We start from the raw sequence: 24,593 nt of genomic DNA, 5'->3' as shown, positions 1-24,593 counted from the left end.
CTCAAATCTCCTTGGTCAAGCGAGTGTTGTCTTCGTGTTCGCCTTCGCCCGGATCGTCGGCAGCGGACAACGGACGCGCCGGAGTGCGCTTCTTGCCCGGACCACCGTCCGGCGTATCGGTGCCTTCGCTGAGCTTCGGACCTTTGCGCACCAGGCGCATCATGTAGCCGAGGCCCGCACCGAACAGGGCGAAATACACCACGACGAACATGATCAGGGTGATGCTCATCTGCAGGAAGCTGTGATTGGACGAGGCGTCCGCGGTGCGCATCAGGCCGTAGACCACCCACGGCTGACGGCCGATCTCGGTAGTGAACCAGCCCGCCAGAATCGCGATCAGGCCGGACGGGCCCATCCACAGTGCCAGATGCAGGAACGGCCGCGAGGTATACAGCGAGTCACGCTTGCGCAGCCACAAACTCCACAGACCGGTGAAGATCATCAGGAAACCGAGGCCCACCATGACCCGAAACGACCAGAACACGATCGTCGAATTCGGCCGGTCTTCTGGCGGAAACTCTTTGAGTGCCGGTACTTGCTTGTCCAGCGAGTGGGTCAGAATCAGGCTGCCGAGGTAGGGAATCTCTACGGCAAATTTAGTGCGTTCTTCTTTCATGTCCGGCCAGCCGAACAGAATCAGCGGCGTCGCTTCGTCACCGTGGTTTTCCCAGTGCCCTTCAATGGCAGCGATTTTCGCCGGCTGATGCTTGAGCGTATTCAGACCGTGAAAGTCACCAATGACCGCCTGGATCGGCGCAACGATCAGCGCCATCCACATGGCCATCGAGAGCATGGTGCGAATCGCAGGATTATCCCGGCCGCGCAGCAAATGCCAGGCCGCTGACGAGCCGACGAAGAACGCCGTAGCGATGAACGCGGCGGTCGCCATGTGCAGCAGGCGATACGGGAACGAAGGGTTGAAGACGATGGCCAGCCAGTCGGTGGGGATCACCTGACCATTGACGATCTCGAAGCCCTGCGGGGTTTGCATCCAGCTGTTGGAGGCGAGAATCCAGAACGTCGAGATCAGCGTGCCGATCGCTACCATCACCGTGGAGAAAAAGTGCAGCCCGCGCCCGACCTTGTTCCAGCCGAACAGCATGACGCCGAGGAAACCAGCCTCGAGGAAAAACGCCGTCAGCACTTCATAGGTCAGCAACGGCCCGGTGACGGCGCCGGCGAAATCCGAGAAGCGACTCCAGTTGGTGCCGAACTGGTAAGCCATGACCAGCCCGGAGACCACGCCCATGCCGAAATTGACGGCAAAGATCTTCGACCAGAAGTGGTAAAGGTCACGGTAGGTGTCGTTTCGAGTCTTCAGCCACAGACCTTCGAGCACCGCCAGGTAACTCGCCAGGCCAATGGTGATGGCCGGGAACAGAATGTGGAACGAGATGGTGAACGCGAACTGAATTCGGGCGAGATCGAGAGCCTCTAAACCGAACATATGGCTTCCTCTGTCAGGTAATACGGGTGGCAGACCCGGGGGCCTGCACCACTGCCCCCACGGATATGAGTGCGGCGAATTCGGATTCGTTCTTTTTTTACAGCCATCGCTACGCAGGGAGTCTGGCCAACTGGCCGTCAGATCAAACCCTCGTGAGGTGTTGATCTGGATCAAGCAACGTTAAAAGAGTAGTCCCATTTTTGCCGTTGAACGGCGTGGTCGTTTGCCGCGTGACAAGTTGCCTCAGCGCGTTGGCAGGGCATTTGCCCAGTGGCTTCGCAGGCAGGCTGGGACAATTCGATGTCTGGCTAAGTAAATTTTTCGCAGGTAGCAACTTCCTGTTACAGACTGGTGATAATCTCGCGTTTCCCCTCGAGCCAGACCTGCCTTCAGATGCCCAGCCAAGAGCCCCTGCTGTTACGTCACCATCGTCCGTTTCTCGCTTTCTGGTTCGCGCGGATTTTCACCGCCAGCGGTTTTCAGATGCTCACCGTGGCGATTGGCTGGAATCTTTATCAGTTGACCGGCAACGTCCTCGACCTGGGTCTGGTCGGTCTGGTCGAGTTTGCCCCGCGCGTGTTGTTCATGCTGCACACCGGGCATGTCGCCGATCGCTATGACCGGCGCAAGGTCGCAGCGCTTTGTCAGTCGCTGCAGGCGATGATCGCCCTCGCACTGGCGATCGGCAGCGCCACCGATCACGTCACCCGCGAAATGATCTTCATCCTCGCGTTCCTGCTCGGCGCGGCGCGTTCGTTCGAGATGCCGACCACCCAGGCGCTGCTACCGAGCATCGTGCCCAGCGCGTTGTTCCCTCGGGCAGTGGCCGCAGCGCAGTCCGCGCAACAGTCTGCAACCATTGTCGCGCCAGCGCTCGGCGGCTTGCTCTACGCGTTCGGCAGCGTCTGGGTCTACGGCCCGACCGTGCTGCTCTACGTTGTTGCCTGCACCCTGATGCTCAACCTGCCCACACGCCAGACGCCGCTGAACAAAGGCAAGGCCACGCTGGATTCGTTGCTGGCAGGGATTCGTTTTATTCGCAGCCGCCCGGACATACTCGGGGCGATTTCGCTGGATCTGTTTGCGGTTCTGCTCGGCGGCGCCACGGCGCTGCTGCCGGTCTTTGCCAAGGACATTCTCCTGACCGGCCCGTGGGGCCTGGGCCTGCTGCGATCGGCACCGGCGGTCGGCGCACTGGCAATGTCGCTGTACCTCGCGCGGTTTGCCGTGGAACGCAAGGTCGGCCGCGTGATGTTCACCGCAGTCGGCGTGTTCGGCGTCGCGACCATCGCCTTCGGCCTGTCGACCTCGTTCTGGTTCTCGCTGGCGGTGCTGGTGGTGCTCGGCGCGGCGGACATGATCAGCATGGTCATCCGCGCCTCCTTCGTACAACTGGAAACCCCCGACGAAATGCGCGGCCGGGTCAGCGCGGTCAACGGCCTGTTCATCGGCGCCTCGAACCAGCTCGGCGAATTCGAATCCGGCCTCACCGCCCACTGGTTCGGCACCGTCCCGGCGGTGGTCATGGGCGGGATCGGCACGCTGGTGGTGACAGGAACGTGGATCAAACTGTTCCCGACCTTGGCGAATCGAGACCGGATGCATGTGCCGGTGGAAGAGACGAAGGTCTGACGTTACTCAGGCTTGAAGCTCTGCAGCCACTTTCGCCCGCAACCCCTTACCGCCAAGCTGCTCGACCAGCATTAATGCAAAACCCAATGCGGCGCCGGAACCCTGCGCGGTGATGCAGTTGCCGTCGACCACCACCGGTTGGTCAACGAAGGTACAACCCGACAACTGATGGCTGGCGCCGGGCAGACAGGTCATGCGGCGTTGGCGCAGCACACCGAAGGCTTGCAGGGCGACGGCCGGGGATTCGCCAATGGCGGCGAACAGGCGTCCGGCGCTGGCCTGATCCTTGAGCAATTGTTGCAAGGGTTGATGCGCTGCCAGGTGCCGGGAGCCAACGGCGCCGCCGGGCAGAACGATCAGATCAAAGGTTTGCGCCAGCACATCGACCAGCATGCCGTCGGCGGTCAGGCGCGTACCGCGAGCGCAGGTGAGCATGCGTCGGCCTTCGATACTGGCTGCGACCACTTCGATTTCGGCGCGACGCAGCACATCGATCAGGGTCACGCTTTGCAGATCATCGATGCCCTCGGCGAGGGTAATCAGCACTCTTGAAGTCATGGGCGTTATCCACAGGGTGATCCTTCAAGCGTAGTCAGCTTCCCCCGGATCGCGCAGCGCCAGCCGTTACTTGATGTAAAGCTGGGTCGACATCATATTGCGCGGTGCGTTGATCGAGGTGTTGCTGAAGCTGAAGGTGCCTTCCTGCTTGCCGGCCAGATCGAAGGTATACAGCGAACCGACGGCTTTGCGCCCGGGCGTGCACTCGGTCAGATTGCCGTTATCGAACGCACATACCGGAGCACGGCTGCCGTTGACTTCGAAACCGTCCAGCGTGGCGTGCGGCTGGTTCTGGCCGTAACCGACTTCCAGCACATAGACCTTGATGCTCGGCCCACTGTGGTTGCATTGAGTCTGCGGCTGGTTATCGGCGATGTCCTCCAGACCACAGCTCGGCGATTGCACCTTGATGACTTTTACCTGCGTCAACGCCGCCGCCGAAGCGGCCCACGTCATCGGAGCCACAGCCATCAGCACCGCCATCAAGCCCCAACCTTCCACCCAGCCCTTGCTCATGCGTCGCTCACCCGGAAAAATTCAGCGCGCAGTATGGCGCAGTTGTTTGCTGCGCAAAACTTCGCCGACGATCGACACCAACATCCGCCAAATTCCTCACGCGGCTGGTATGATGCGCGGCTTTTTCCGGCCCAGCAGAATTTTCCAGGCGCTTGCGACGGTCTGTGCTTTGCTGTTGAGGTCGATACATTCACGGCGCCACGCGCGCCACGGGGAGCAGACATGCTGGAAAGGCTGTTTCAACTCAAGGCACACAACACCAACGTGCGCACCGAGATTCTCGCGGGCATCACCACGTTTCTGGCCATGGCCTACATTCTGTTCGTCAACCCGAGCATTCTCGGCGAGACCGGCATGGACAAGGGTGCGGTGTTCGTTGCCACCTGTCTGGCGGCCGCCATCGGCTCGACGGTCATGGGCCTGATCGCCAACTACCCGATCGCCCTCGCACCGGGCATGGGCCTGAACGCCTTCTTCACTTACACCGTGGTCCTGCACATGGGCCACACCTGGCAAGTGGCACTGGGCGCGGTGTTCATCTCCGCCGTGCTGTTTTTCCTGCTGTCGATCTTTCGCATCCGTGAGTGGATCATCAACAGCATCCCGCTGCCATTGCGCTCGGCGATTGCGGCCGGTATCGGCTTGTTCCTCGCGTTGATCGCCCTGCACAACGCCGGCATCGTCGTCAGCAATCCGGCGACCATGGTCGGCCTCGGTGACCTGAAAGCCCCGGCACCGATCCTCGCGACCCTCGGCTTCGCGCTGATCGTCGGGCTTGAAGCACTGAAAGTGCGCGGCGCGGTGCTGATCGGTATCCTCGCGGTGACCATCGTGTCGATCGCCATGGGCTTCACGCCGTTCGGCGGCGTCACCTCGATGCCACCCTCGCTGGCCCCGACCTTCCTGCAACTGGACATCAAAGGCGCACTGGACATCGGTCTGGTCAGCGTGATCTTCGCCTTCCTGTTCGTCGACCTGTTCGACAACTCCGGCACCCTGATCGGCGTCGCCAAGCGCGCCGGCCTGATGGGCAAGGACGGCCACATGCCGAAAATGGGCCGTGCGCTGATCGCCGACAGCACCGCGGCCATGGCCGGTTCGCTGCTGGGCACCTCGACCACCACCAGCTACATCGAATCCGCCGCTGGCGTGAGTGCCGGTGGCCGCACAGGTCTGACCGCCATTGTCGTCGCGATCCTGTTTCTGCTGGCGCTGTTCTTCTCGCCGCTGGCGGCCAGCGTTCCGGCATTCGCCACCGCACCGGCGCTGCTGTTCGTCGCTGTGCTGATGACTTCTGGCCTGGCGGAAATAGACTGGGACGACATCACCGTCGCCGCGCCGGTCGTGGTCACCGCGCTGGCCATGCCGTTCACTTACTCGATCGCCAACGGCATCGCGTTCGGCTTCATTTCCTGGACCGTGATCAAACTGCTGTCGGGCCGCGCTCGCGAGCTGAACCCGGCACTGGTGATCCTGTCGATTCTGTTCGTGATCAAGTTGGGTTGGTTCAACGCATGACTTTCGATTCCCAGGCTTACGCCGAACAACTCCAAGCCAAGGTCACGCGTTTGCGTGATCTGCTGGCACCGTTCGATGCTCCCGAGCCGGCGGTATTCGATTCGCCGCTGCAGAACTTCCGTCTGCGCGCCGAATTCCGTCTGTGGCGCGAGGCCGGTGAGCGGCACTACGCGATGTTTTCCCAGGACGACAAACGCACACCGATCCTCATCGAAGAATTCCCGATCGCCAGCCTGCGCATCAACCAGTTGATGCCACAACTGAAAGCCGCGTGGCAGGCCAGCTCGGCGCTGAGCCACAAGCTGTTCCAGGTGGAATTCCTCACCACGCTGTCTGGCGATGCGATGATCACCCTGTGCTATCACCGCCCGCTGGATGAGCACTGGCATGCCGCAGCAACGCAGCTGTCGGCGGATCTGGGCGTCAGCATCATCGGTCGTTCGAAGGGCAAACGCGAAGTGCTGGGCCTCGATTATGTGGTCGAAAAACTCGACGTCGGCGGCCGCACCTTCAGCTACCGTCAGCCGGAAGGCGCATTCACCCAGCCCAACGGCACGGTGAACCAGAAGATGCTCAACTGGGCGTACGAAGCGCTGGGCGATCGCCCTGACGATCTGCTGGAGTTGTACTGCGGCAACGGCAACTTCACCCTGCCGCTCGCCACCCGTGTGCGCAAAGTATTGGCCACCGAAATCAGCAAGACCTCGGTCAACGCCGCGTTGAGCAACCTCAGCGAAAACGCTGTGGATAACGTCACCCTGGTGCGCTTGTCCGCCGAGGAACTGACCGAAGCCCTCAACGAAGTGCGCCCATTCCGTCGCCTGCACGGCATCGACCTGAAAAGCTACGAATTCGGCAGCGTCTTCGTCGACCCGCCACGCGCCGGCATGGACCCGGACACCTGCGAGCTGACCCGGCGCTTCGACAACATCCTGTACATCTCCTGCAACCCGGAAACCCTGGCCGCCAACATCGCCCAGCTGCACGACACGCACCGCATCACCCGTTGCGCGCTGTTCGATCAGTTCCCGTGGACCCATCACATGGAATCGGGTGTATTGCTGACCCGCCGGTGATGCTGATGCCGGATACGAAAAAGCCGTCGTGATTGACGGCTTTTTTGTGCGTGCTGTTTGTTTGTGCGATCACCGAACACATAACGCCAAGGGTCTTTTTTGTTCAATTGACCATGGTAACCATCTAGTACATTTTATCTCCACAGGCCGGAACCCTCGGCCAAAGCTAAAAACAATAAGTGGAGTCTGCCCCCATGTCCCCTATCGTTCTGGTGCTCAACGGCCCGAACCTGAACCTGCTCGGCACCCGTGAGCCGGCGACTTATGGCCATGAAACCCTGGCCGACATTTCTGCGCTGTGCGGACGTGCCGCCGAGGAATTCGGTCTGACCGTGGAGTTTCGCCAGACCAATCATGAAGGCGAATTGCTCGACTGGATTCACGCTGCCCGTGGCCGTTGCGCCGGGATCGTGATCAACCCGGCCGCGTGGACGCACACGTCGGTGGCGATTCGTGATGCGCTGGTGGCCAGTGAGTTGCCAGTGATCGAAGTGCACCTGTCCAACGTGCATGCTCGTGAACCGTTCCGCCATCACTCGTTCGTCTCGGCGATTGCCACGGCGGTGCTGTGCGGTTTCGGCAGCCATGGTTACCGCTTGGCGCTGGAGCATTTCAGCCAGCGGTTGCAAGGGGCGAAACATGGCGCGCGCTAACGCGGTACTCGCCGGGCTGATCGGTGCCGGCATTCAAGCTTCGCGTACGCCGGCACTGCATGAGCACGAAGGTGATGCACAGGGTTTGCGTTACCTGTACCGGTTGATCGATCTCGATGAACTGCACCTCGACAGCAACGCCCTGCCCGATCTGCTGCTCGCTGCCGAGCGCATGAACTACACCGGCCTGAACATCACCTTCCCGTGTAAACAGGCCATTATTCCGCTGCTCGATGAACTGTCGCCGGAAGCGCGCGGAATCGGCGCGGTGAATACGGTGGTGTTGAAGGACGGCAAACGTGTCGGTCACAACACCGACTGCCTTGGTTTTGCCGAAGGCTTTCGCCGGGGCCTGAAAGGCGCGCCGCGTGAGCGTGTGGTGCAGATGGGGGCTGGCGGGGCGGGCGCAGCGGTGGCCCACGCGCTATTGAGCGAAGGCGTACAGCAACTGAGCATTTTCGACGTTGACGTCGAGCGCGCCGAGAGCCTGGCACACAACCTCAATCAGCATTTCGGCGCCGGTCGCGCGGTGGCCGGGCGTGATCTGCCGAGCGCCATGAGTCTGGCCGACGGCCTGGTCAACACCACGCCGATGGGCATGGCCAAACTGCCGGGCATGCCGGTACCGGTCGAGCTGCTGCGCGCGGACCTGTGGGTGGCGGAGATTGTGTACTTCCCGCTGGAAACCGAACTGCTGCGCAACGCCCGCGCCCTCGGTTGCCGCACGCTGGACGGCGGCAACATGGCGGTGTTTCAGGCAGTAAAAGCGTTTGAACTGTTCAGCGGCGTGGCGGCGGATGCGCAGCGCATGCTGGCGCATTTTCAGAGCATGAACAACTGAAGAGCGAATCTGCTTCTGTGGGAGCGAGCCTGCTCGCGAAGGCGTCGAAGACCAGTCAATCAACCGGCGACTGACGCAGCGCTTTCGCGAGCAGGCTCGCTCCCACAAGGGGAATCGCGTCAGGCCTGCAGATAACGCAACACCGACTCGCAAATCATCTCGCGGTGGCGCTGTTTGATCTGCGGATCGGGCAAGTCGATCTGGAAAATTTCGCCCAGCGTATGGCGGTTCGAGACGCGATAGAAGCAGAACGAACTGATCAGCAGATGCACATCCAGCGCATTGATCCCGCGGCGGAACAGCCCTTCGTCAGCGCCGCGCTGCAAGATCGCGCCGAGGGTATCGAGGATCGTATTGTTCAACGCCTTGATCGCATCGGAGCGTTTCACGTATTCGGCGTTGTGGATATTTTCGATGCTGACGATGCGCACGAAATCGACGTTGTGATCATGGTGATCGAAAGTGAATTCCACCAATCGGCGGATCGCCATTTCCGGCGGCAGCTCGTCCAGGTGCAGGCGGTTTTCGGTGCTGCGAATGTCGCCGTAGAGCTTTTCCAGCACCTCGACGTACAACTGCTCCTTGCTGCCGAAGTAGTAATAGATCATGCGCTTGGACGTGTGGATGCGTTCGGCGATCGCGTCGACGCGCGCACCGGACAGGCCTTGCTGGACGAACTCGACGATCGCCTCCTGCAAAATGTTCTCGCGGGTCTTTTCCGGATTGTTCTTGCGGCCCTTGCGCGGCTCTGCGGCGGCTGCGTCCGGGGCGACGGACAGTTCTGAATTCACGGTCATTGCGGGCTCACGGCCATCACTGCACAAGCGCCGATTATGGGCCGCGCGACACAGTGAAGGAAGCCGCGCAGCCTGCGTTTAACACCGCATTTACGAATTTCCTACAACTTCGCCTGGCGTACAGCGCCGCTGCGTGACTTAGCCATCGCCGCCAAACGCACAGCGACGTTGGCTGCGCCATAACCGGCATAACCGTTCTTGCGCTGGATGATCTCGAAGAAGAACCGTCCCTCGAACGGTTCGGTGTAGACGTGAAACAGTTCGCCGCCCTGTGCATCGCGGTCGTACAGCACATTGAAGTACGCCAGCTCGCTGAGAAACTCGTCATCGAAATCGAAACGCGCGGCGAGGTCGTCGTAATAGTTGAGCGGAATGTCCAGCAACGGCACGCCCGCCTCTTTGGCGCGACTGACTTCGGCGAAGATGTCATCACAATCGAAGGCAATGTGATGTACGCCAGAACCGCGATAACTCGACAGCGCATGGGAGATCGCGGTGTTTCGGTTCTCGGAAATGTTCAGCGGCAAGCGGATCGAACTGTCGCGGCTGCGCAAGGCGCGGCTCTTCACCAGGCCGTAAGGGTCAGGCAAGACCACTTCGTCATCGGCCTCGAAGTCCAGCAGGCTTTTATAGAACAGCACCCAGCTGTCGAGGCTGTCGGCGGGAAGCGCCATGGCCATGTGATCGATGCGCTTGAGACCGCCACGGGCCTGCGCGTCGGGGAGCAGATTGAAATCGGTGCCGTAGACGTCCGCCTCTTCATCCACCAGATAAATCAGACTGCCATCCGGCGCACGCACCGCCGCCAGTTCCAGTTCGTTGGGGCCGACCAGCCCGCGATAGGGCTGGCCTTTATAGGCAACGGCACGGGCCAGCGCACTGGCGCTGTCCTTGACTCGTACCGCCGTGGCGCACAGCGACGGGCCATGAGCTTCAAAGAAGCTGTGGGCGAAAGAATAGGGTTCGGAGTTGAGAATCAGGTTGATATCGCCCTGACGCAGCAGGCTGACGCTCTTGGAACGATGCTGCCCGGCCTTGACGAAACCGAGGCGCTCCAGCCAATGGCTGAGCTTGGCGCCCAGCGCCTCGTCAACGGCGAATTCGAGAAACTCGATGCCGTTGTACTCGCTGGCCTTCGGCGTTTCGAACAGAATCTCGCGATTGGCCACGGGTTCGGCTTGCTGCTCGAGACGCTGGCGGGTCTTCTCTTCCAGATACAGCAGCGAGCGCAGACCGTCGGCGGCATTGGCCCGTGGCGGTGCGGCGCGGAAGCCGTCATTGAAGATTTCCAGCGACAGTGGCCCGCTGTAGCCGCTCTGGATGATCGGTGCGAGGAAGCCCGGCAGATCGAATTCGCCCTGCCCCGGGAAGCAGCGGAAATGCCGGCTCCACTCCAGCACGTCCATCTGCAGGATCGGCGCGTCGGCCATTTGCACGAAGAAGATCTTGTCGCCGGGAATTTCGGCGATCGCCGCTGGATCGCCCTTGAGCGACAAGGTGTGGAAGCTGTCGAGCAGCACGCCCAGGCTCGGGTGATTGGCCTGACGCACGATGTCCCAGACCTGTTGATAAGTGTTGACGTGGCGGCCCCAGGCCAGCGCTTCGTAACCGATGCGCAAACCCCGCGCGCCGGCCCGTTCGGCCAGCAGGCGCAGGTCATCGACAAGGATCTGCTGATCACCGACGCTGTCGGCCGCGGCGTTGCTGCACACCAGCACCAGATCGGTACCGAGTTCCTGCATCAGGTCGAACTTGCGCTCGGCGCGTTCCAGATTGCGCGCCAGCCGGTCACGGCGGCAGCCTTCGAAATCACGAAACGGCTGAAACAGTGTGATGGCGATGCCGAGGTCAGCACACATCTGCTTGATTTCACGGGGGCTGCCGTCGTAGTACAGGAGGTCGTTTTCGAAAATCTCCACCCCGTCGAACCCGGCGGCGGCGATGGCTTCGAGTTTTTCTGGCAGGGTGCCGCTCAAGGAAACGGTGGCAATGGAACGCTGCATGTTTGAACTCCCGTTGGAGACGGCGGCTGCGTGAGCCGCGCCGCTTTTATAGGATGAGCAAATTATTGGCTGCATCCATTCCGACAGCAATTTAAAGTGTACTACCCGGTTAGTTTTGCGTGCGATTATCGAACACAATGGCGGTTTGGCGAATTGACGATTTTTTGTCCACTGCCCAACATCGACCGCACATTGAGTCCGGACCTGAACCGCCGGTCGCAGCGTGCAAGCAAAAGCACACCAAATAACAAATCCAAAAACGGGTGGAACACATGATTCCTTCACAGACTTCCCGCATGGCCCCGGCCATGAGCACTGCCACGGGTGGCATCGGCGACAAGATCCGCGGCGCCATGGCCGTCGGCAAGACCCGCTGGGGCATGCTGGCGCTGGTGTTTTTCGCCACCACCCTGAACTACATCGACCGCGCCGCCCTCGGCGTCATGCAGCCGATCCTCGCCAAGGAAATGAGCTGGACGGCGATGGATTACGCCAACATCAACTTCTGGTTCCAGGTCGGCTACGCAATCGGTTTCGTCCTGCAAGGTCGCTTGATCGACCGCGTTGGCGTCAAGCGCGTGTTCTTCTGCGCGGTGCTGCTGTGGAGCCTGGCCACCGGCGCCCACGGCCTGGCGACGTCGGCGGTCGGCTTCATGGTCTGCCGGTTCATCCTCGGCCTGACCGAAGCGGCGAACTACCCGGCCTGCGTGAAAACCACACGCCTGTGGTTCCCGGCCGGCGAGCGCGCAGTCGCTACCGGCATCTTCAACGCCGGCACCAACGTCGGCGCGATGTTCACGCCGATGCTGCTGCCGCTGGTGCTGCACGTCTGGGGCTGGCAGGCGGCGTTCCTGTGCATGGCGGCACTGGGCGGAATCTGGCTGCTGTTCTGGGGTTTGAAGTATTTCAACCCGGAAGATCACCCGAGCGTTAAACAGTCGGAGCTGGACTACATCCAGCAGGAAGTCGAACCGGAACAGGCCCGCGTGCCATTCTCGAAAATCCTGCGGATGCGCGGCACCTGGGCCTTCGCCCTCGCCTACTCGCTGACCGCACCGGTGTTCTGGTTCTACCTGTACTGGCTGCCGCCGTTTCTTAATCAGCAATACAACCTGGGCATCAACGTCACACAGATGGGCATTCCGCTGATCATCATCTACGTCACGGCCGACTTCGGCAGTGTCGGCGGCGGCATTCTCTCGTCGTTCCTGATCGGTCGCGGAATGAACTCGATCAAGGCGCGGCTGCTGTCGATGTTGCTGTTCGCCTGCTGCATCATCGGCGTGGTCATGGCTGCCGGTTCGGCCAATCTTTGGGTAGCAGTGGCGGCGATCTCGCTGGCGATCGGTGCGCACCAGGCCTGGACCGCGAACATCTGGAGCCTGGTGATGGACTACACGCCCAAGCACATGATGAGCACGGTATTCGGTTTCGGCGGCATGTGCGCGGCCATCGGCGGCATGTTCATGACCCAGATCGTCGGGCACATCCTCACCGTCACCAACAACAACTACACCGTGTTGTTCACCCTGATTCCGGCGATGTATTTCCTTGCGCTGACGTGGATGTACTTCATGGCACCGCGCAAGATTCCGACTGTCACCGAGTAATCCTGCCGGCACAAATCCCACTGTGCAAACCCCTTCTGTGGGAGCGAGCCTGCTCGCGAATGCGGACTTTCATTCAGCATCAATGTTGACTGACTCACCGTCTTCGCGAGCAGGCTCGCTCCCACAAGGGTATGTCGGTTTCTTCAGCGGCGGCTCTGCTGCCACGCTGCCGCCAGCCCGCTGCAACAGATCACCGCGATGCCAACGATCGTCAGCAAACTCGGCGTGTGACTGAACAGCAACCAGCCCAGCAACCCGGCAAACACGATCTGGCAATAACCGAACGGTGCCAGCAATGCCGGTGCGGCATGCCGGAATGCCTGGGTGAGAAACAGGTGCGCAGTCATCCCGCAACTGCCCAGCGCCAGCATCAGCGCGGCATGCGTCAGCGTCGGGACCTGCCAGAAGAACGGCACCAGCGCACTCATCACCAGGGTGTTGCACAACCCGGCGAAAAAGTTGCTGGTGGTCGGGCTGTCGACTTCGGCGAGCTTGCGCGTCAGCAACTGATAGAAGCAGAAGAACAGCGCCGAGCAGAACGGCAGCAAGATCGCTGGAGTGAACAATTCACCGCCGGGATGGACGATGATCAGCACGCCGATAAAACCGCAGATCACCGCGATCCACTGCCCGCGCGTGACCCGTTCTTTGAGCAGTGGCACCGACAACGCCGTGACCAATACCGGTGCAAGAAAGTTGACTGCCGTGGCTTCCGCCAACGGGATGTAAAGCAGCGCCGTGGTGAAAAACAGACTGGTGCCGAGCAGGCACAGCGCGCGTGCCAGTTGCCATAGCGGCTTTTTGGTACGCAGCACGCGCAACCCGGATTGCGGCAGAAAAATCCCTGCCATCAATAAGGTGTGTACGACATAACGCGCCCACACCACCATCACGATCGGATAGAAACCGGAGAGATATTTCGACAACGCGTCGTGGCTGGAAAACAGAAACGTCGCCACGACAATCAGCAGGATCCCCTTGAAGGGCTGGTTGACGCCGGAGAGCGGAGTGCTGACGGTCATTGGCAATCTCTGAAAACAATACGGTGGCGATCGGCTTCGGCAATCATAGCTGGCCGAGCTTTCAGCAAGCCGAACCGAGCCAGAAAAATCCACGCCGGGAATCCGCCGTTGAGCAAAAGTGTGAGGCAAGATTCCGGCCATGTCGGCTACAGCGGGCCCGCCCCATCACAGACTGCTGTCTACAGTGCCAGTTCACGAAAATGCCCGGAGAAATTCTGCAGTGGATTGAATTTGCGGACCTGCCGACCGTCAATAACAAGCCGCCCGACGCGGGCGCTTGTGAATGGACGGACGACCGGACTGGCGCCACACTCACACAGCGGCAACACTCATCACCATCTGATTCATCACCCGTAAAGAGGATTCCCACATGCTATGGAAAAAAGGCCGACGCAGTGACAACGTCGTCGATGCCCGGGGTGATGACTCAGGCGGTGGCGGCGGTATGCGTTTTGGCGGCGGCAAAGGCCTGAGCCTGGGGGCGATCCTGTTGATCGTCGGCATCGGCTGGATCACCGGCCAGGACCCGTTGCAGATTCTCGGCCAGTTGACCGGGCAAATGGAGCAGTCGGCGCCCACCTCGCAGACCCGTCAGGCACCGCCGGCCAACGATGAGCAAGCCGAATTCGTCCGTTCGATCCTTGGCGACACCGAAGACACCTGGGGCGCGATTTTCCAGCAGGCCGGTCGGCAGTACAAAGACCCGACCCTGGTGCTGTTCAGCAATCGAGTGAACTCCGCCTGCGGCATGGCGACTTCGGCCAGCGGCCCGTTTTATTGCCCCGCCGACCAGAAAGTCTATCTGGACATGGCGTTTTTCCAGGAAATGTCGCAACGCTTCAAAGCTGCCGGCGACTTCGCCCAGGCCTACGTGATCGCGCACGAAGTTGGCCACCACGTGCAGACGCTGCTCGGCGTCTCGGCGAAAATGCAGACCGCGCGCCAGCAAGGTCGGCAAATGGAAGGTGATGGCGGCCTGCTGGTGCGGCAGGAACTGCAGGCCGACTGCCTCGCCGGTGTCTGGGCCTACAGCGCGCAGAAACGCCTCAACTGGCTGGAACCCGGCGACATTGAAGAGGCCTTGAACGCGGCCAATGCGATCGGTGATGATCGCCTGCAACAACAGGGTCAGGGCCGTGTGGTGCCAGACTCGTTTACCCACGGCACGTCGGCGCAAAGGGTGCGCTGGTTCAAAACCGGATTCGCGCAGGGCCAGGTCGGCCAGTGCGACACCTTCGCGGCGAAAAACCTGTAAATGCATAAATGGCTTTTGGCGTTACTGATCGTTGCTGGCACTGCGCAAGCAGCGGGTGTCGACGCGATCAGCCCCGGTCGCTTGCAATTCAAGGCCGGGGAAATGGCGGTGGGCATCGGCCCGGCGCCTGAGAAAATCGAGCGCGTGGTGATCGTGGTCCACGGTCGTTTGCGTAACGCCGAGACCTACCGCAAGAGCGCCGAAAGCGCCACCGAACTGGCCGGGCAAAGCAGCCACACGCTGGTGATCGCGCCGCAGTTTCTCAATGAAAGCGACGTTGCCCTGTACTCGCTGCCCGAGACACTACTGCGCTGGCAGGGTAACGACTGGATGGGCGGCGGCTTGTCGATCGGGCCGAATCCGTTGAGTTCTTACGCGGCCCTCGATGAAATCGTTGCACGCGTCAGTGATCGCAAGCAGTTTCCCGATGTGAAGCAGGTGGTGATCTTCGGCCACTCCGGCGGCGCTCAGGTGGTGCAGCGTTACGCCTTGCTCGCCAAGGATCAGCCGGCGCTGAAAACCAACGGCATCCGCTTGCGCTACGTCGTTGCCAATCCTTCTTCCTACGCCTATTTCAACGAGCAGCGCCCGGTGGCGTTCGATCACGCTGCGTGTCCGGGCTTCAATCGCTGGAAATACGGCCTGGCCGACATGCCGGTGTACGCCGGCGGGCAAACGCCGTTACAGGTGGAAAGCCGATACGTCAAACGCGAGGTGATTTATCTGCTCGGGCAGCAGGACACCGACCCCGAGCACCCGGCACTGGACAAGAGCTGCGCCGCCGAGGCGCAAGGCGCTTATCGGTTGATGCGCGGGAAATTGTATTTCGGGTATTTGCTGCGTCGGCATCCGGAAGGCGTCAACCAGCGGCTGGTTGAAGTGCCTGGGGTCGGGCATAACGGCGATGAGATGCTGACCTCGGCGGAGGGGCAGAAGGCGTTGTTCGATCAGTGAGTTTTTGCTGAAAGGGCCGCCCCCTTCGCGAGCAGGCTCGCTCCCACAGGGGAATGCATTTCAACTGTGGGAGCGAGCCTGCTCGCGAAAGCGCCCAGTCAGTCAATGAAGGGCTCAGGCCTGAAGCATCCGCCGCAACTCCACACAATCGCGGGCATGCCAATCGGTCAATTCCGGCCACGGGTTATCCGGCAGATTGACCAGCACTGTGCGCGCTCCCGCCGCTCGTCCGCAATCGAGATCGAAGCGGTAATCACCGACCATGACCATTTGACTGGCCGGCACATCCCAGGCCTGCGCCAGTTTCAGCAAGCCACCAGGGTGCGGTTTTGGCGGCGCTTCATCGCGGCCCAAGACGTCCTCGACCTTGAAGCAGTCGGCCAGACCGATCGCCTCCAGCGTTACATGCGCCAGCTCCCGCGCGTTGCGGGTGAGGATGCCGAGGCGATAGCCGCGTGCGTGCAGTTCGCGCACCAGCTCCACCGCGCCGGTGGCCGGGGTCGAACCCAGCGCCAGATCGCGCTCATGCTCGAGCAGCCACGCATGTTTCGCCGCTGCTTCAGCGGCAGGCAACGCGGCGAGGTGGGTGAGGATGTCGTCCTCCGGCGCAATTGCCAGCGCTACGCGAATCGCGGCGAAGTCATGCACGGCCACGGTCAGGGTGCCGTCCATGTCGAACACCCAATGACGCACCTCGGCCAGGCTCATGCCCAATCCTGGCGATGGCGGATAAGGCCTTCCTGCGTCACCGAGGCAACCAGTTGCCCGGCGCGGTTGTACACGCTGCCGCGAGAGAAACCACGGGAATTGCCGGCCCATGGGCTGTCCATGGCGTAGAGCAACCAGTCATCGGCGCGCAGGTCGTTGTGGAACCACAGCGCGTGATCGAGGCTGGCGACCTGCATGTCCTTCTGCCACACCGATTTGCCGTGGGGCAGCATCGAGGTGGTCAGCAGGCCGAAGTCCGAGGCGTAGGCCAGCAGGTATTTGTGCAGTGCGGGAATGTCGGCCAGGGCGCCATCGGCACGGAACCAGACATATTTGACCGGATCGGCCGGTTGCGGGTTGTACGGGTCTTTTTCGGTGACCGGGCGCACTTCGATCGGTTTCGGGCAGAGCAGTTTTTCACGCATGTGCTCGGGAATCAGGTGCGCGCGTTGCTGGGTCAGTTCCAGCTCCGAGGGCAGGTTCTCCGGGCCGACCACCACAGGCATCTGGCTCTGGTGCTCGAAGCCTTTTTCGTCGTACTGGAACGAAGCGCTGCAGGTGAAAATCGGGTGGCCCTTCTGGATCGCCGTGACGCGGCGCGTGCTGAAGCTGCCGCCATCGCGCACGCGATCGACCGAGTACACCACCGGCAACTTGGCGTCGCCGGGGCGCAGGAAATAGCCGTGCATCGAATGCACATGCCGCGCTTCTTCAACGGTCTGACTGGCCGCCGACAGCGACTGGCCGAGCACCTGACCACCGAACAACTGACGGAAACCCAGATCCTGGCTGCGGCCACGGAAAAGGTTTTCTTCGATCGGTTCCAGGGTCAGCAAGTCGACCAGATCTTCCAACACTTGGCTCATTCAGACTCTCCTCACACAAAGCAGTGCCGCGCAGTCTTGGCTGCGGCGGCCGATTCAGATTCTGGCGCGGGCCAATGATTTGGCGGCCATTGTAAACGTCCGTGTCGGCTTATTCATGCAAGGTTTGCAACCATTGTTCGCGGCTGATGCGGTACAGCACATGCCGACGCAACGGATGGTCGGCGGCAAGCTTGGGGTGATCGAAGTCATCCTGCGGATCGTGGTGCATGCCGATCGCCTGCATGACCTTCTCCGAGGGCAGATTGCTTTGCGCAGTGAACGAGACGATTTCTTCCAGCTTCAGTTGGTCGAAACCGGCACGCAACGCGGTCCACGCCGCTTCACTGGCATAACCCAGGCCCCAATGTTCCTTGGCCAGGCGCCAGCCGATTTCCACGGCCGGGGTGAACGGCGCGTCAAAGCCGACCACCCCAAGCCCGGTGAAACCGATGAATTCGCCGGTATCCTTGCGCTCCAGCGCCCACAACCCAAAGCCATGTTCGGAAAAATGCCCGCGTATGCGCCCGATCACCGCCGCGCTTTCCAGCCGGGTCAAGGGTGCCGGAAAGTAGCGCATCACCTGCGGATCAGCACACATCGCCGCGAACGCCGGCAAATCCTCGTCCTGCCACTGTCGCATCAGCAAGCGTGCGCTTTGCAGTTCCAGTATTGGCTCCATCGTCTTCTCCATTTCCATGCCGCCAGTCTACATCGCTGGTAGGATCGTCAGCGCTGCGCCGAATTCCAATGACCCGCCAATATCAGACATCACCATGCCTTTGCCGCTGATCTACCACGAAGACTACAGCCCCGAGTTCCCGGCGGATCACCGCTTCCCGATGGACAAGTTCCGTCTGCTGCGCGATCACCTGGTCGACACAGGCCTGACCCGCGATGCCGATCTGCTGCGACCGCAGATCTGCCCCAACGACATCCTCGCCCTCGCCCATGACCGCAGCTATATCGAACGCTACATGAGCGGCGAGTTGTCCCGCGAAGACCAACGGCGTCTCGGCCTGCCCTGGAACGAGGCCCTGGCGCGGCGCACGGTGCGCGCGGTCGGCGGTTCGATCCTCGCGGCGGAGAAAGCGTTGGAGCATGGCCTGGCCTGCCACCTGGCGGGCGGCACCCATCACGCGCATTACGATTATCCGGCGGGTTTCTGCATCTTTAATGACCTGGCGATCATCAGCCAGTACCTGCTGCAAAGCGGCCGGGTCAATCGCGTGCTGATCTTCGATTGCGACGTGCATCAGGGCGACGGCACGGCGCGGATTCTTCATGACACACCGGAGGCGGTTACCGTTTCCCTGCACTGCGAGAAGAATTTTCCTGCACGCAAGGCCGACAGCGATTGGGATATTCCGCTGCCCAAGGGCATGGGCGATGCCGATTATCTGCAGGTGGTCGATGACACGCTCAATTACCTGTTGCCGTTGTATCAACCGGATCTGGTGCTCTACGACGCCGGTGTCGATGTGCACAAGGACGACGCCCTCGGCTATCTGCAACTGACCGACGAAGGCGTGGCCGCCCGCGATAAGAGCGTGATGCGCCATTGCCTGGGCCGCGACATACCGGTGGTGGGTGTGATCGGCGGTGGCTACAGCAAGGACCGCCACGCCCTCGCCCGCCGCCACGGCATCCTCCACCACAGCGCACAACGGGTGTGGGATTCACACGGTTGTCACTGAGGTGTGCTGCGTTACCCACAATCGCTGTGGAACTGCCTGTGGATAACCTGAGTGAAAGGGACTGCAGGCCATATGGGGCGTGGCGTACAGCGCACTGTTTGTTTTTTGATCAGCCTGGAATTCACCACTGAACCTGTGGGAGCGAGCCTGCTCGCGAAAGCGTCCGCACATCCAACATCAAATTGACTGACCCACCGCCTTCGCGAGCAGGCTCGCTCCCACATGGGCTCTACCACAAGGAGCGGCGCTGGTAGAATGCGCGCCTCATCCCGCCATACCGCAGCGCACCGCCCATGACCCAGAACTCCGCCCCGATTACTGCTCGCGTCGCCATCATCGGCGGTGGCCCCGCCGGCCTGATGGCCGCCGAAGTGCTGAGCCAGGCCGGCATCCGCGTGGATTTGTATGACGGCATGCCTTCGGTGGGGCGTAAATTCCTGCTGGCCGGGGTCGGCGGCATGAACATCACCCACTCCGAACCTTACCCGGCCTTCCTCTCGCGCTACGCCGAACGCGCACCGCACATCGCCCCGCTGCTGCGCGGTTTTGACGCTGATGCGTTGTGCCAGTGGATTCATGCGCTGGGCATCGAAACCTTCATCGGCAGCTCCGGCCGCGTATTTCCCACCGACATGAAAGCCGCCCCGCTGCTGCGCGCCTGGCTCAAGCGGCTGCGCGACAGCGGTGTGGTTATCCACACCCGTCACCGCTGGCTCGGCTGGGATGAACACGGCGCCTTGCGCATCGACAGCCCGGACGGCGAAATCCGCGTCAGCCCCGACGCTACCTTGCTGGCCCTCGGCGGCGGCAGTTGGTCGCGCCTGGGCTCGGATGGCGCCTGGATGTTGCCGCTGGAGCAGCGCGGCGTCGATCTGGCGCCGTTGCAGCCGAGTAATTGCGGCTTCGAGGTACAGGCCTGGAGCGAATTGATGGTGAGCAAATTCGCCGGTGCGCCGCTGAAGAACATCGCTATCGGCCTGGACGACGATGTGCCGCGCTTGGGCGAATGCGTGATCACCGCAACCGGCATCGAAGGCAGCCTGATCTATGCCCTGTCGGCGCCGATCCGTGAGGCAATCAATCGCTATGGCGCAGCGGTTATCCACATCGATCTGCTGCCCGGACGCCCTGTGGATAAATTACAGATGGCGCTGAGCAAACCACGCGGCTCGCGCTCGATGGCCAAGCATCTGCACAGTCAGGTCGGCATTGATGGGGTGAAAGCAGCGTTGTTGCGTGAGTTGACCGATGCCGAGACGTTCGCCGATCCAGCGCTGTTGGCACGGGCGATCAAAGCGCTGCCGCTGACCCTGGTTAAAACCCGGCCGCTGGACGAAGCGATCAGCAGCGCCGGCGGCGTGAAATTCGAGGCGATGGACGAGCGCTTGATGCTCAAGGCGCTGCCGGGGGTGTTTTGTGCGGGCGAAATGCTTGATTGGGAAGCGCCGACCGGAGGGTATTTGCTGACCGGGTGCTTTGCCAGTGGACGGGCGGCTGGGTTGGGAATGCTGCAATGGCTTAAAAGCAGCGGCAAGCTTTGAGCCGCAAGCTGCAAGCCAAAGCAAAGCGCTTCTAACTTGCAGCTTGCAGCTTGCCACTCGAAGCTGCTTTTAAGGCTTACGCTTGCGCGGCCCGGTATTGAACACCGGCACCTTGCGCACTGGCTTGATCGACGGCTCCGGCGCTTGCGTATCACCGCTGTCCACCCACTTGCCCAGATTGCGTTTACCACCGCCACCGCCCGACGCTTTTGGCTTTTTCGGTTTCTTCGGCTTCTTGATCACCTGACCGCTGGCATCGGTGTCCGGTACGCAGTGCTCCGGCTCAAAATCCGGTTCGTTCTGGCGCTTCAAGGTCTGGCGCGTGAGCATTTCGATGGCCGAGAGCATGTTCACTTCGTCGGCACACACCAGCGAGATCGCCTCACCGGTAGCACCTGCGCGGCCAGTCCGGCCGATGCGGTGAATGTAATCCTCGGCGACGATCGGCAGATCGAAGTTCACCACCAGCGGCAAATCCTCAATGTCCAGACCACGGGCAGCGACGTCGGTCGCGACCAGAATCTGCACTTCGCTGAGCTTGAACCGGTCCAGCGCACGCTGGCGGGTCGCCTGTGGTTTGTCGCCATGGATACCGTCGGCGTTGACGCCCAGGCCCTGGAGTTTTTCCACCAGCGCATCGACACCGTTGCGGGTCTTGGCGAACACCAGCACTTGCTTCCACTTGTTCTTGCGCATCAGGTGCACGAACAGTTCGGCCTTGCGCTTCTTGTCCACCGTGACGATCCATTGCTTGACCGTGTTGGCCGCCACGTTGCGCGGGCTGACTTCGACGGTTAGCGGATCGTTGAGCATCTGCCCGGCCAGCAGGCGGATGTCATCGGAGAAGGTTGCGGAGAACAGCAGGGTCTGGCGCTTTTTCGGCAGCATGCGGTAGATGTTCGCCAGTTCTTCAGAGAAGCCCAGGTCGAGCATACGGTCGGCTTCATCCAGCACCAGCGTTTGCAGCTGATTGAGCTTCAGCGCGTTCTGGCGGAACAGGTCGATCAAGCGACCGGGCGTGGCGACCAGCACATCGACGCCGCCGCGCAGCTTCATCATCTGCGGGTTGATGCTGACACCGCCGTACACCGCATAAGTGCGCAGCGGCAGATTTTCCGCGTACTGGCGCACGGCTTCGTGAACCTGTTCGGCCAGTTCGCGGGTCGGCACCAGAATCAGCGCACGCGCCGAGTTGGCGGTGACTTTCGGCCCTTCCATGGCCAGCAACTGCAGCAGTGGCAAGGCGAAACCGGCGGTTTTGCCGGTGCCGGTCTGGGCCGCCGCCATCAGGTCGCGACCGGCCAGCACGGCCGGAATGGCTTGCGCCTGCACCGGCGTCGGGGTCTGGTAGCCGAGCGTCTCGAGGGAGCGCAGCAAGGGTTCGATCAGGCCAAGGGAGGCGAAAGTCATGGGAGTACCGTAGGAAAAAATGACGCGGGGATGCAATGCCGCGCAGTTTACCCTAATTCGTCCGCGCTTCCGTCGGATCGGCTTGCGCCTCCTCGACCGGTACTTGTTTCGGCCGACGCCACTGCGGCAGGCTGATCAGCAATACGGCGCTGATGATCACCAGCATCGCCAGCGCTTCTTCGATACCAATGGTCTCGCCGACAAACACGATCCCCAGCAACACGGCTACCGCCGGGTTGACGTAGGCATAACTGGTCGCCGCCGCCGGGCGCACATGCTTGAGCAGGTACATGTAGGAATTGAAGGCGATGATCGAGCCGAAGAAAATCAGGTAGGCCAGCGCCAGCCAGCCTTCGACCGGCGGCAGCGCTTGCAGGTGTTCACCGCTCACCGCGCTGCCGATCAGCAGCACGACACCGCCGACCAGCATTTCCACCGCGCTGGCCATGGCCCCCTGCGGCAACGGCAGATATTTACTCCACACCGAACCGAACGCCCAGGTCGCCGCAGCGAAAATCAACAATGCGGCGCCCAGCGGGCTGGATTGCAGGTTGGAGCCCATGTTGAGCATGGCGATGCCGATAATCCCCAACGCTACCCCGGCCCACTCGAGACGGGTGTTGCGCGCGCCCCAGAAATAGCCGAACAACAAGGTGAACAGCGGCACCGTCGCCACCGCCAGCGCCGCCACGCCGGAAGCCACACCGGTGTGCTCGGCCACGCTCACCGCGCCGTTACCGAAACTGAGCAGCAAAATCCCGATCAGCCCCGCCGCCTTCCACTGCGCCCAGGTCGGCGCCGGCGCACCGCGCCAGCGCAGAAAGGCGTACATCAACGTGCCGGCAATCACGAAGCGCACCCCACCCAGCATCAGCGGCGGCCAGTATTCAACGCCGATGCGGATCACCAGATAGGTCGATCCCCAGATCACATACAACGCAAAAAATGCGGCGATCAAAGGCAAGGAAAAACGGCGCAGGGCAGGCATGGGCAGCTCGACGGTCAGTGTCAGGAAATTGAGTATTCTAGAAAGGCGCGCCAGTAAAAATAAGTTACAAAACCTGTTTATCGCGCCGGTACACTTTTGCATGAAAGCAGCTGAGCACCATGAGGCTCGCTCCCATGGAATTGGATCGTTCCCACGCGCAGCAAAGGAATGCCTCAACGGACGCTCCGCGTTCGGCTTTGAAAGGGACGCGGAGCGTCCCGGGCTGCATTCCCACGCAGAGCGTGGGAACGATCAGTGGTTGTGCCCCGGATCAGCGGTAGCGCAGCAAGTGTTCGTTGACCTTGGCAGCGGGGACTTTCTGCAATTTGCACAGCAGGTCATGGTTCAGCTCGCGCACGCCGTGCTTGTGCCGCAACTCGTCGGCCAGATGCGCCATCAGGTTGGCCGCCATTTCGGCGTCTGCCATGGCCCGGTGAGCCTGGCCGGTGTGTGGCAGGCTGGCGAAAGTGGTGAGGGTGCCGAGTTTGTGATTCGGCGCAGCCGGCATCAAGCGCCGTGCCAGTAGCAACGAGCAGGCAAAGTTCTGCAAGCGGGTGCGTTTGATTCGTCCCAGTTCAAAGTCCCAGAACTTCTGGTCGAACGAGGCGTTGTGCGCCAGCAGTGGCGTGCAGCCGACAAATTCGTTGACCTCTTCCATCACCCGCTCGGCGGGCGGCGCGCTGCGCAGCATGGCGTTGCTGATACCGGTCAGTTGTTCGATAAACGCCGGGACGCGCACACCGGCGTTCATCAGGCTTTGATAACGCTCGACGATGCGGCCGTTTTCCAGCATGACCACAGCGATTTCCGTGGCACGGCAGTTGCTGTTCGGCGAAAGGCCAGTGGTTTCAAAGTCGATGACTGCAATGCGTTCCAAACCGGGTTCAACTCCGTTCAAATCAATGCTTGAGCTTAATTCTTCAGCAGCAACGCGCCTTCGATCGGCACGTAGCGGCTGGCGGCGCGGATCAGCGAGTTGGCGGTCAGGCCGGGTACGCCATAAGCCACTGCCTGCACGCCGTGTTTGCTGATGATGCGTTCGAGCAGCATGTCGAAATCGCCGTCACCGGACGCCAGGACGATTTCGTCGACGTGGTCGGCGGCGTCCATGATGTCGAGGGTGATGCCCACGTCCCAGTCACCCTTGGCCGAGCCGTCGCTGCGCTGGATGTAGGGCTTGAGTTTCACGGTGAAACCGAGGTTGCGCAGGATCTGCTGAAATTGCTGCTGCTTGCTGTCGCCGCGATCGATTGCGTAGGCGTAGGCCTCGACAATCTGCCCGTCCTTGCTGATATCGGCCCACAACGCGGCGTAGTTGAAATGGCAACCATAGGCCTGACGCACGGTGTAGTAGAGGTTCTGCACGTCGGCGAACACTGCGATTTTTTTCACCGGAGTTCCTGTGGGTGCGCACGCGCACGAAGCGGGATCAGGCCCAGGGCCCGAAAAAGGCGCTCAGTATGCCAGCCCGAAGGAGGGTTCCGCGAATAATCGGCCCGAAGCC

General features: G+C 61.4%; 23 protein-coding genes. 10 read left to right on the top strand and 13 right to left on the bottom strand.

The genetic code is table 11. From position 1 onward, the window contains the following. Nucleotide 1: 1 nt before the first annotated feature. Nucleotides 2-1,447: a cytochrome ubiquinol oxidase subunit I gene (locus M0746_RS00850; protein ID WP_208939685.1), complete on the bottom strand. Its 1,446-nt coding sequence runs from the start codon at nt 1,445-1,447 to the stop codon at nt 2-4. 393 nt (nt 1,448-1,840) lie between these two features. Here M0746_RS00850 and M0746_RS00845 point away from each other — a divergent pair, with 393 nt between their 5' ends. After that, nucleotides 1,841-3,079 (top strand): MFS transporter, encoded by a 1,239-nt coding sequence (locus tag M0746_RS00845; protein WP_258447940.1) that lies wholly within the window; start codon nt 1,841-1,843, stop codon nt 3,077-3,079. Between the two features lie 6 nt (nt 3,080-3,085). Here the strand turns inward: M0746_RS00845 and M0746_RS00840 are convergent, their stop codons facing one another. Further along, nucleotides 3,086-3,637: a DJ-1 family glyoxalase III gene (locus M0746_RS00840; protein ID WP_258447939.1), complete on the bottom strand. Its 552-nt coding sequence runs from the start codon at nt 3,635-3,637 to the stop codon at nt 3,086-3,088. Between the two features lie 66 nt (nt 3,638-3,703). Further along, nucleotides 3,704-4,153: a YolA family protein gene (locus M0746_RS00835; protein WP_258447938.1), complete on the bottom strand. Its 450-nt coding sequence runs from the start codon at nt 4,151-4,153 to the stop codon at nt 3,704-3,706. A gap of 222 nt (nt 4,154-4,375) precedes the next feature. On the opposite strand from M0746_RS00835, the gene M0746_RS00830 reads away from it, so the two are divergent. From M0746_RS00830 to M0746_RS00815, 4 genes are all read left to right on the top strand, one after another. Continuing rightward, entirely contained in the window at nt 4,376-5,671 is a 1,296-nt protein-coding gene (locus tag M0746_RS00830; RefSeq protein WP_090286510.1) for an NCS2 family permease, read from the top strand. Next, complete coding sequence (gene trmA, locus M0746_RS00825) at nt 5,668-6,747, top strand: tRNA (uridine(54)-C5)-methyltransferase TrmA (protein ID WP_203419580.1); 1,080 nt, start codon at nt 5,668-5,670, stop codon at nt 6,745-6,747. The genes M0746_RS00830 and trmA overlap by 4 nt, the downstream gene beginning before the upstream one ends. Before the next feature lie 194 nt (nt 6,748-6,941). Beyond that, nucleotides 6,942-7,400, top strand: coding sequence for a type II 3-dehydroquinate dehydratase (aroQ, locus tag M0746_RS00820; protein WP_093098129.1), 459 nt, complete (start codon nt 6,942-6,944; stop codon nt 7,398-7,400). Beyond that, nucleotides 7,387-8,241, top strand: coding sequence for a shikimate dehydrogenase (locus M0746_RS00815; protein WP_258447937.1), 855 nt, complete (start codon nt 7,387-7,389; stop codon nt 8,239-8,241). The genes aroQ and M0746_RS00815 overlap by 14 nt, the downstream gene beginning before the upstream one ends. Nucleotides 8,242-8,360: 119 nt before the next feature. On the opposite strand, the gene M0746_RS00810 is transcribed toward M0746_RS00815, so the two are convergent. Both M0746_RS00810 and quiC read right to left on the bottom strand, forming a co-directional pair. Beyond that, nucleotides 8,361-9,038, bottom strand: a complete 678-nt coding sequence (locus M0746_RS00810; protein WP_208939678.1) for a TetR/AcrR family transcriptional regulator — start codon at nt 9,036-9,038, stop codon at nt 8,361-8,363. 101 nt (nt 9,039-9,139) lie between these two features. Continuing rightward, on the bottom strand, nt 9,140-11,041 hold the full coding sequence (gene quiC, locus M0746_RS00805; RefSeq protein ID WP_258447936.1) for a 3-dehydroshikimate dehydratase QuiC: 1,902 nt from the start codon (nt 11,039-11,041) through the stop codon (nt 9,140-9,142). Nucleotides 11,042-11,313: 272 nt separating this feature from the next. Between quiC and M0746_RS00800 the strand changes: the two genes are divergently transcribed. Continuing rightward, the gene (locus M0746_RS00800) at nt 11,314-12,651 is read left to right on the top strand and encodes an MFS transporter (protein ID WP_093098117.1); all 1,338 of its coding nucleotides are present in this window, start codon (nt 11,314-11,316) and stop codon (nt 12,649-12,651) included. Nucleotides 12,652-12,794: 143 nt separating this feature from the next. Here M0746_RS00800 and M0746_RS00795 read toward each other — a convergent pair whose 3' ends face one another. Next, on the bottom strand, nt 12,795-13,673 hold the full coding sequence (locus M0746_RS00795) for a DMT family transporter (protein WP_208939675.1): 879 nt from the start codon (nt 13,671-13,673) through the stop codon (nt 12,795-12,797). Between the two features lie 370 nt (nt 13,674-14,043). Here M0746_RS00795 and ypfJ point away from each other — a divergent pair, with 370 nt between their 5' ends. Continuing rightward, nucleotides 14,044-14,928 (top strand): KPN_02809 family neutral zinc metallopeptidase, encoded by an 885-nt coding sequence (ypfJ, locus tag M0746_RS00790; protein ID WP_258447935.1) that lies wholly within the window; start codon nt 14,044-14,046, stop codon nt 14,926-14,928. Then, a complete protein-coding gene (locus M0746_RS00785) occupies nt 14,929-15,882 on the top strand; it encodes an alpha/beta fold hydrolase (RefSeq protein ID WP_258447934.1) in 954 nt (317 codons plus the stop codon). It abuts the gene before it with no gap. 114 nt (nt 15,883-15,996) lie between these two features. Here M0746_RS00785 and M0746_RS00780 read toward each other — a convergent pair whose 3' ends face one another. The 3 genes from M0746_RS00780 to M0746_RS00770 all read right to left on the bottom strand — a co-directional run bounded on the left by M0746_RS00780 (nt 15,997) and on the right by M0746_RS00770 (nt 18,135). Then, nucleotides 15,997-16,590 (bottom strand): HAD family hydrolase, encoded by a 594-nt coding sequence (locus M0746_RS00780; protein ID WP_258447933.1) that lies wholly within the window; start codon nt 16,588-16,590, stop codon nt 15,997-15,999. Further along, the gene (tesB, locus tag M0746_RS00775) at nt 16,587-17,456 is read right to left on the bottom strand and encodes an acyl-CoA thioesterase II (protein ID WP_208939671.1); all 870 of its coding nucleotides are present in this window, start codon (nt 17,454-17,456) and stop codon (nt 16,587-16,589) included. Before tesB ends, M0746_RS00780 begins: the two co-directional genes overlap by 4 nt. 109 nt (nt 17,457-17,565) lie before the next feature. After that, nucleotides 17,566-18,135, bottom strand: a complete 570-nt coding sequence (locus tag M0746_RS00770; protein WP_203419587.1) for a GNAT family N-acetyltransferase — start codon at nt 18,133-18,135, stop codon at nt 17,566-17,568. A gap of 94 nt (nt 18,136-18,229) precedes the next feature. Between M0746_RS00770 and M0746_RS00765 the strand changes: the two genes are divergently transcribed. Together M0746_RS00765 and M0746_RS00760 are read left to right on the top strand one after the other, a co-directional pair. Beyond that, complete coding sequence (locus M0746_RS00765; RefSeq protein WP_258447932.1) at nt 18,230-19,150, top strand: histone deacetylase family protein; 921 nt, start codon at nt 18,230-18,232, stop codon at nt 19,148-19,150. Between the two features lie 293 nt (nt 19,151-19,443). Further along, nucleotides 19,444-20,691, top strand: coding sequence for a TIGR03862 family flavoprotein (locus M0746_RS00760; RefSeq protein WP_258447931.1), 1,248 nt, complete (start codon nt 19,444-19,446; stop codon nt 20,689-20,691). A gap of 69 nt (nt 20,692-20,760) precedes the next feature. Here the strand turns inward: M0746_RS00760 and M0746_RS00755 are convergent, their stop codons facing one another. The 4 genes from M0746_RS00755 to M0746_RS00740 all read right to left on the bottom strand — a co-directional run bounded on the left by M0746_RS00755 (nt 20,761) and on the right by M0746_RS00740 (nt 24,481). After that, the gene (locus tag M0746_RS00755; RefSeq protein ID WP_258447930.1) at nt 20,761-22,101 is read right to left on the bottom strand and encodes a DEAD/DEAH box helicase; all 1,341 of its coding nucleotides are present in this window, start codon (nt 22,099-22,101) and stop codon (nt 20,761-20,763) included. A 52-nt stretch (nt 22,102-22,153) separates the two neighbouring features. Continuing rightward, entirely contained in the window at nt 22,154-23,089 is a 936-nt protein-coding gene (yedA, locus tag M0746_RS00750) for a drug/metabolite exporter YedA (protein ID WP_203419590.1), read from the bottom strand. Nucleotides 23,090-23,360: 271 nt separating this feature from the next. Further along, the gene (locus tag M0746_RS00745) at nt 23,361-23,966 is read right to left on the bottom strand and encodes a 3'-5' exonuclease (protein ID WP_258447929.1); all 606 of its coding nucleotides are present in this window, start codon (nt 23,964-23,966) and stop codon (nt 23,361-23,363) included. A gap of 35 nt (nt 23,967-24,001) precedes the next feature. Continuing rightward, nucleotides 24,002-24,481, bottom strand: a complete 480-nt coding sequence (locus tag M0746_RS00740; RefSeq protein WP_007949802.1) for a LabA-like NYN domain-containing protein — start codon at nt 24,479-24,481, stop codon at nt 24,002-24,004. Nucleotides 24,482-24,593 lie beyond the last annotated feature (112 nt).

This window comes from Pseudomonas sp. S11P7, assembly GCF_023195435.1.
Classification (GTDB): domain Bacteria; phylum Pseudomonadota; class Gammaproteobacteria; order Pseudomonadales; family Pseudomonadaceae; genus Aquipseudomonas; species Aquipseudomonas fluorescens_G.
The sequence above is the reverse complement of the archived record's forward strand: the minus strand, read 5'-3'. Positions and strand labels throughout refer to the sequence as shown.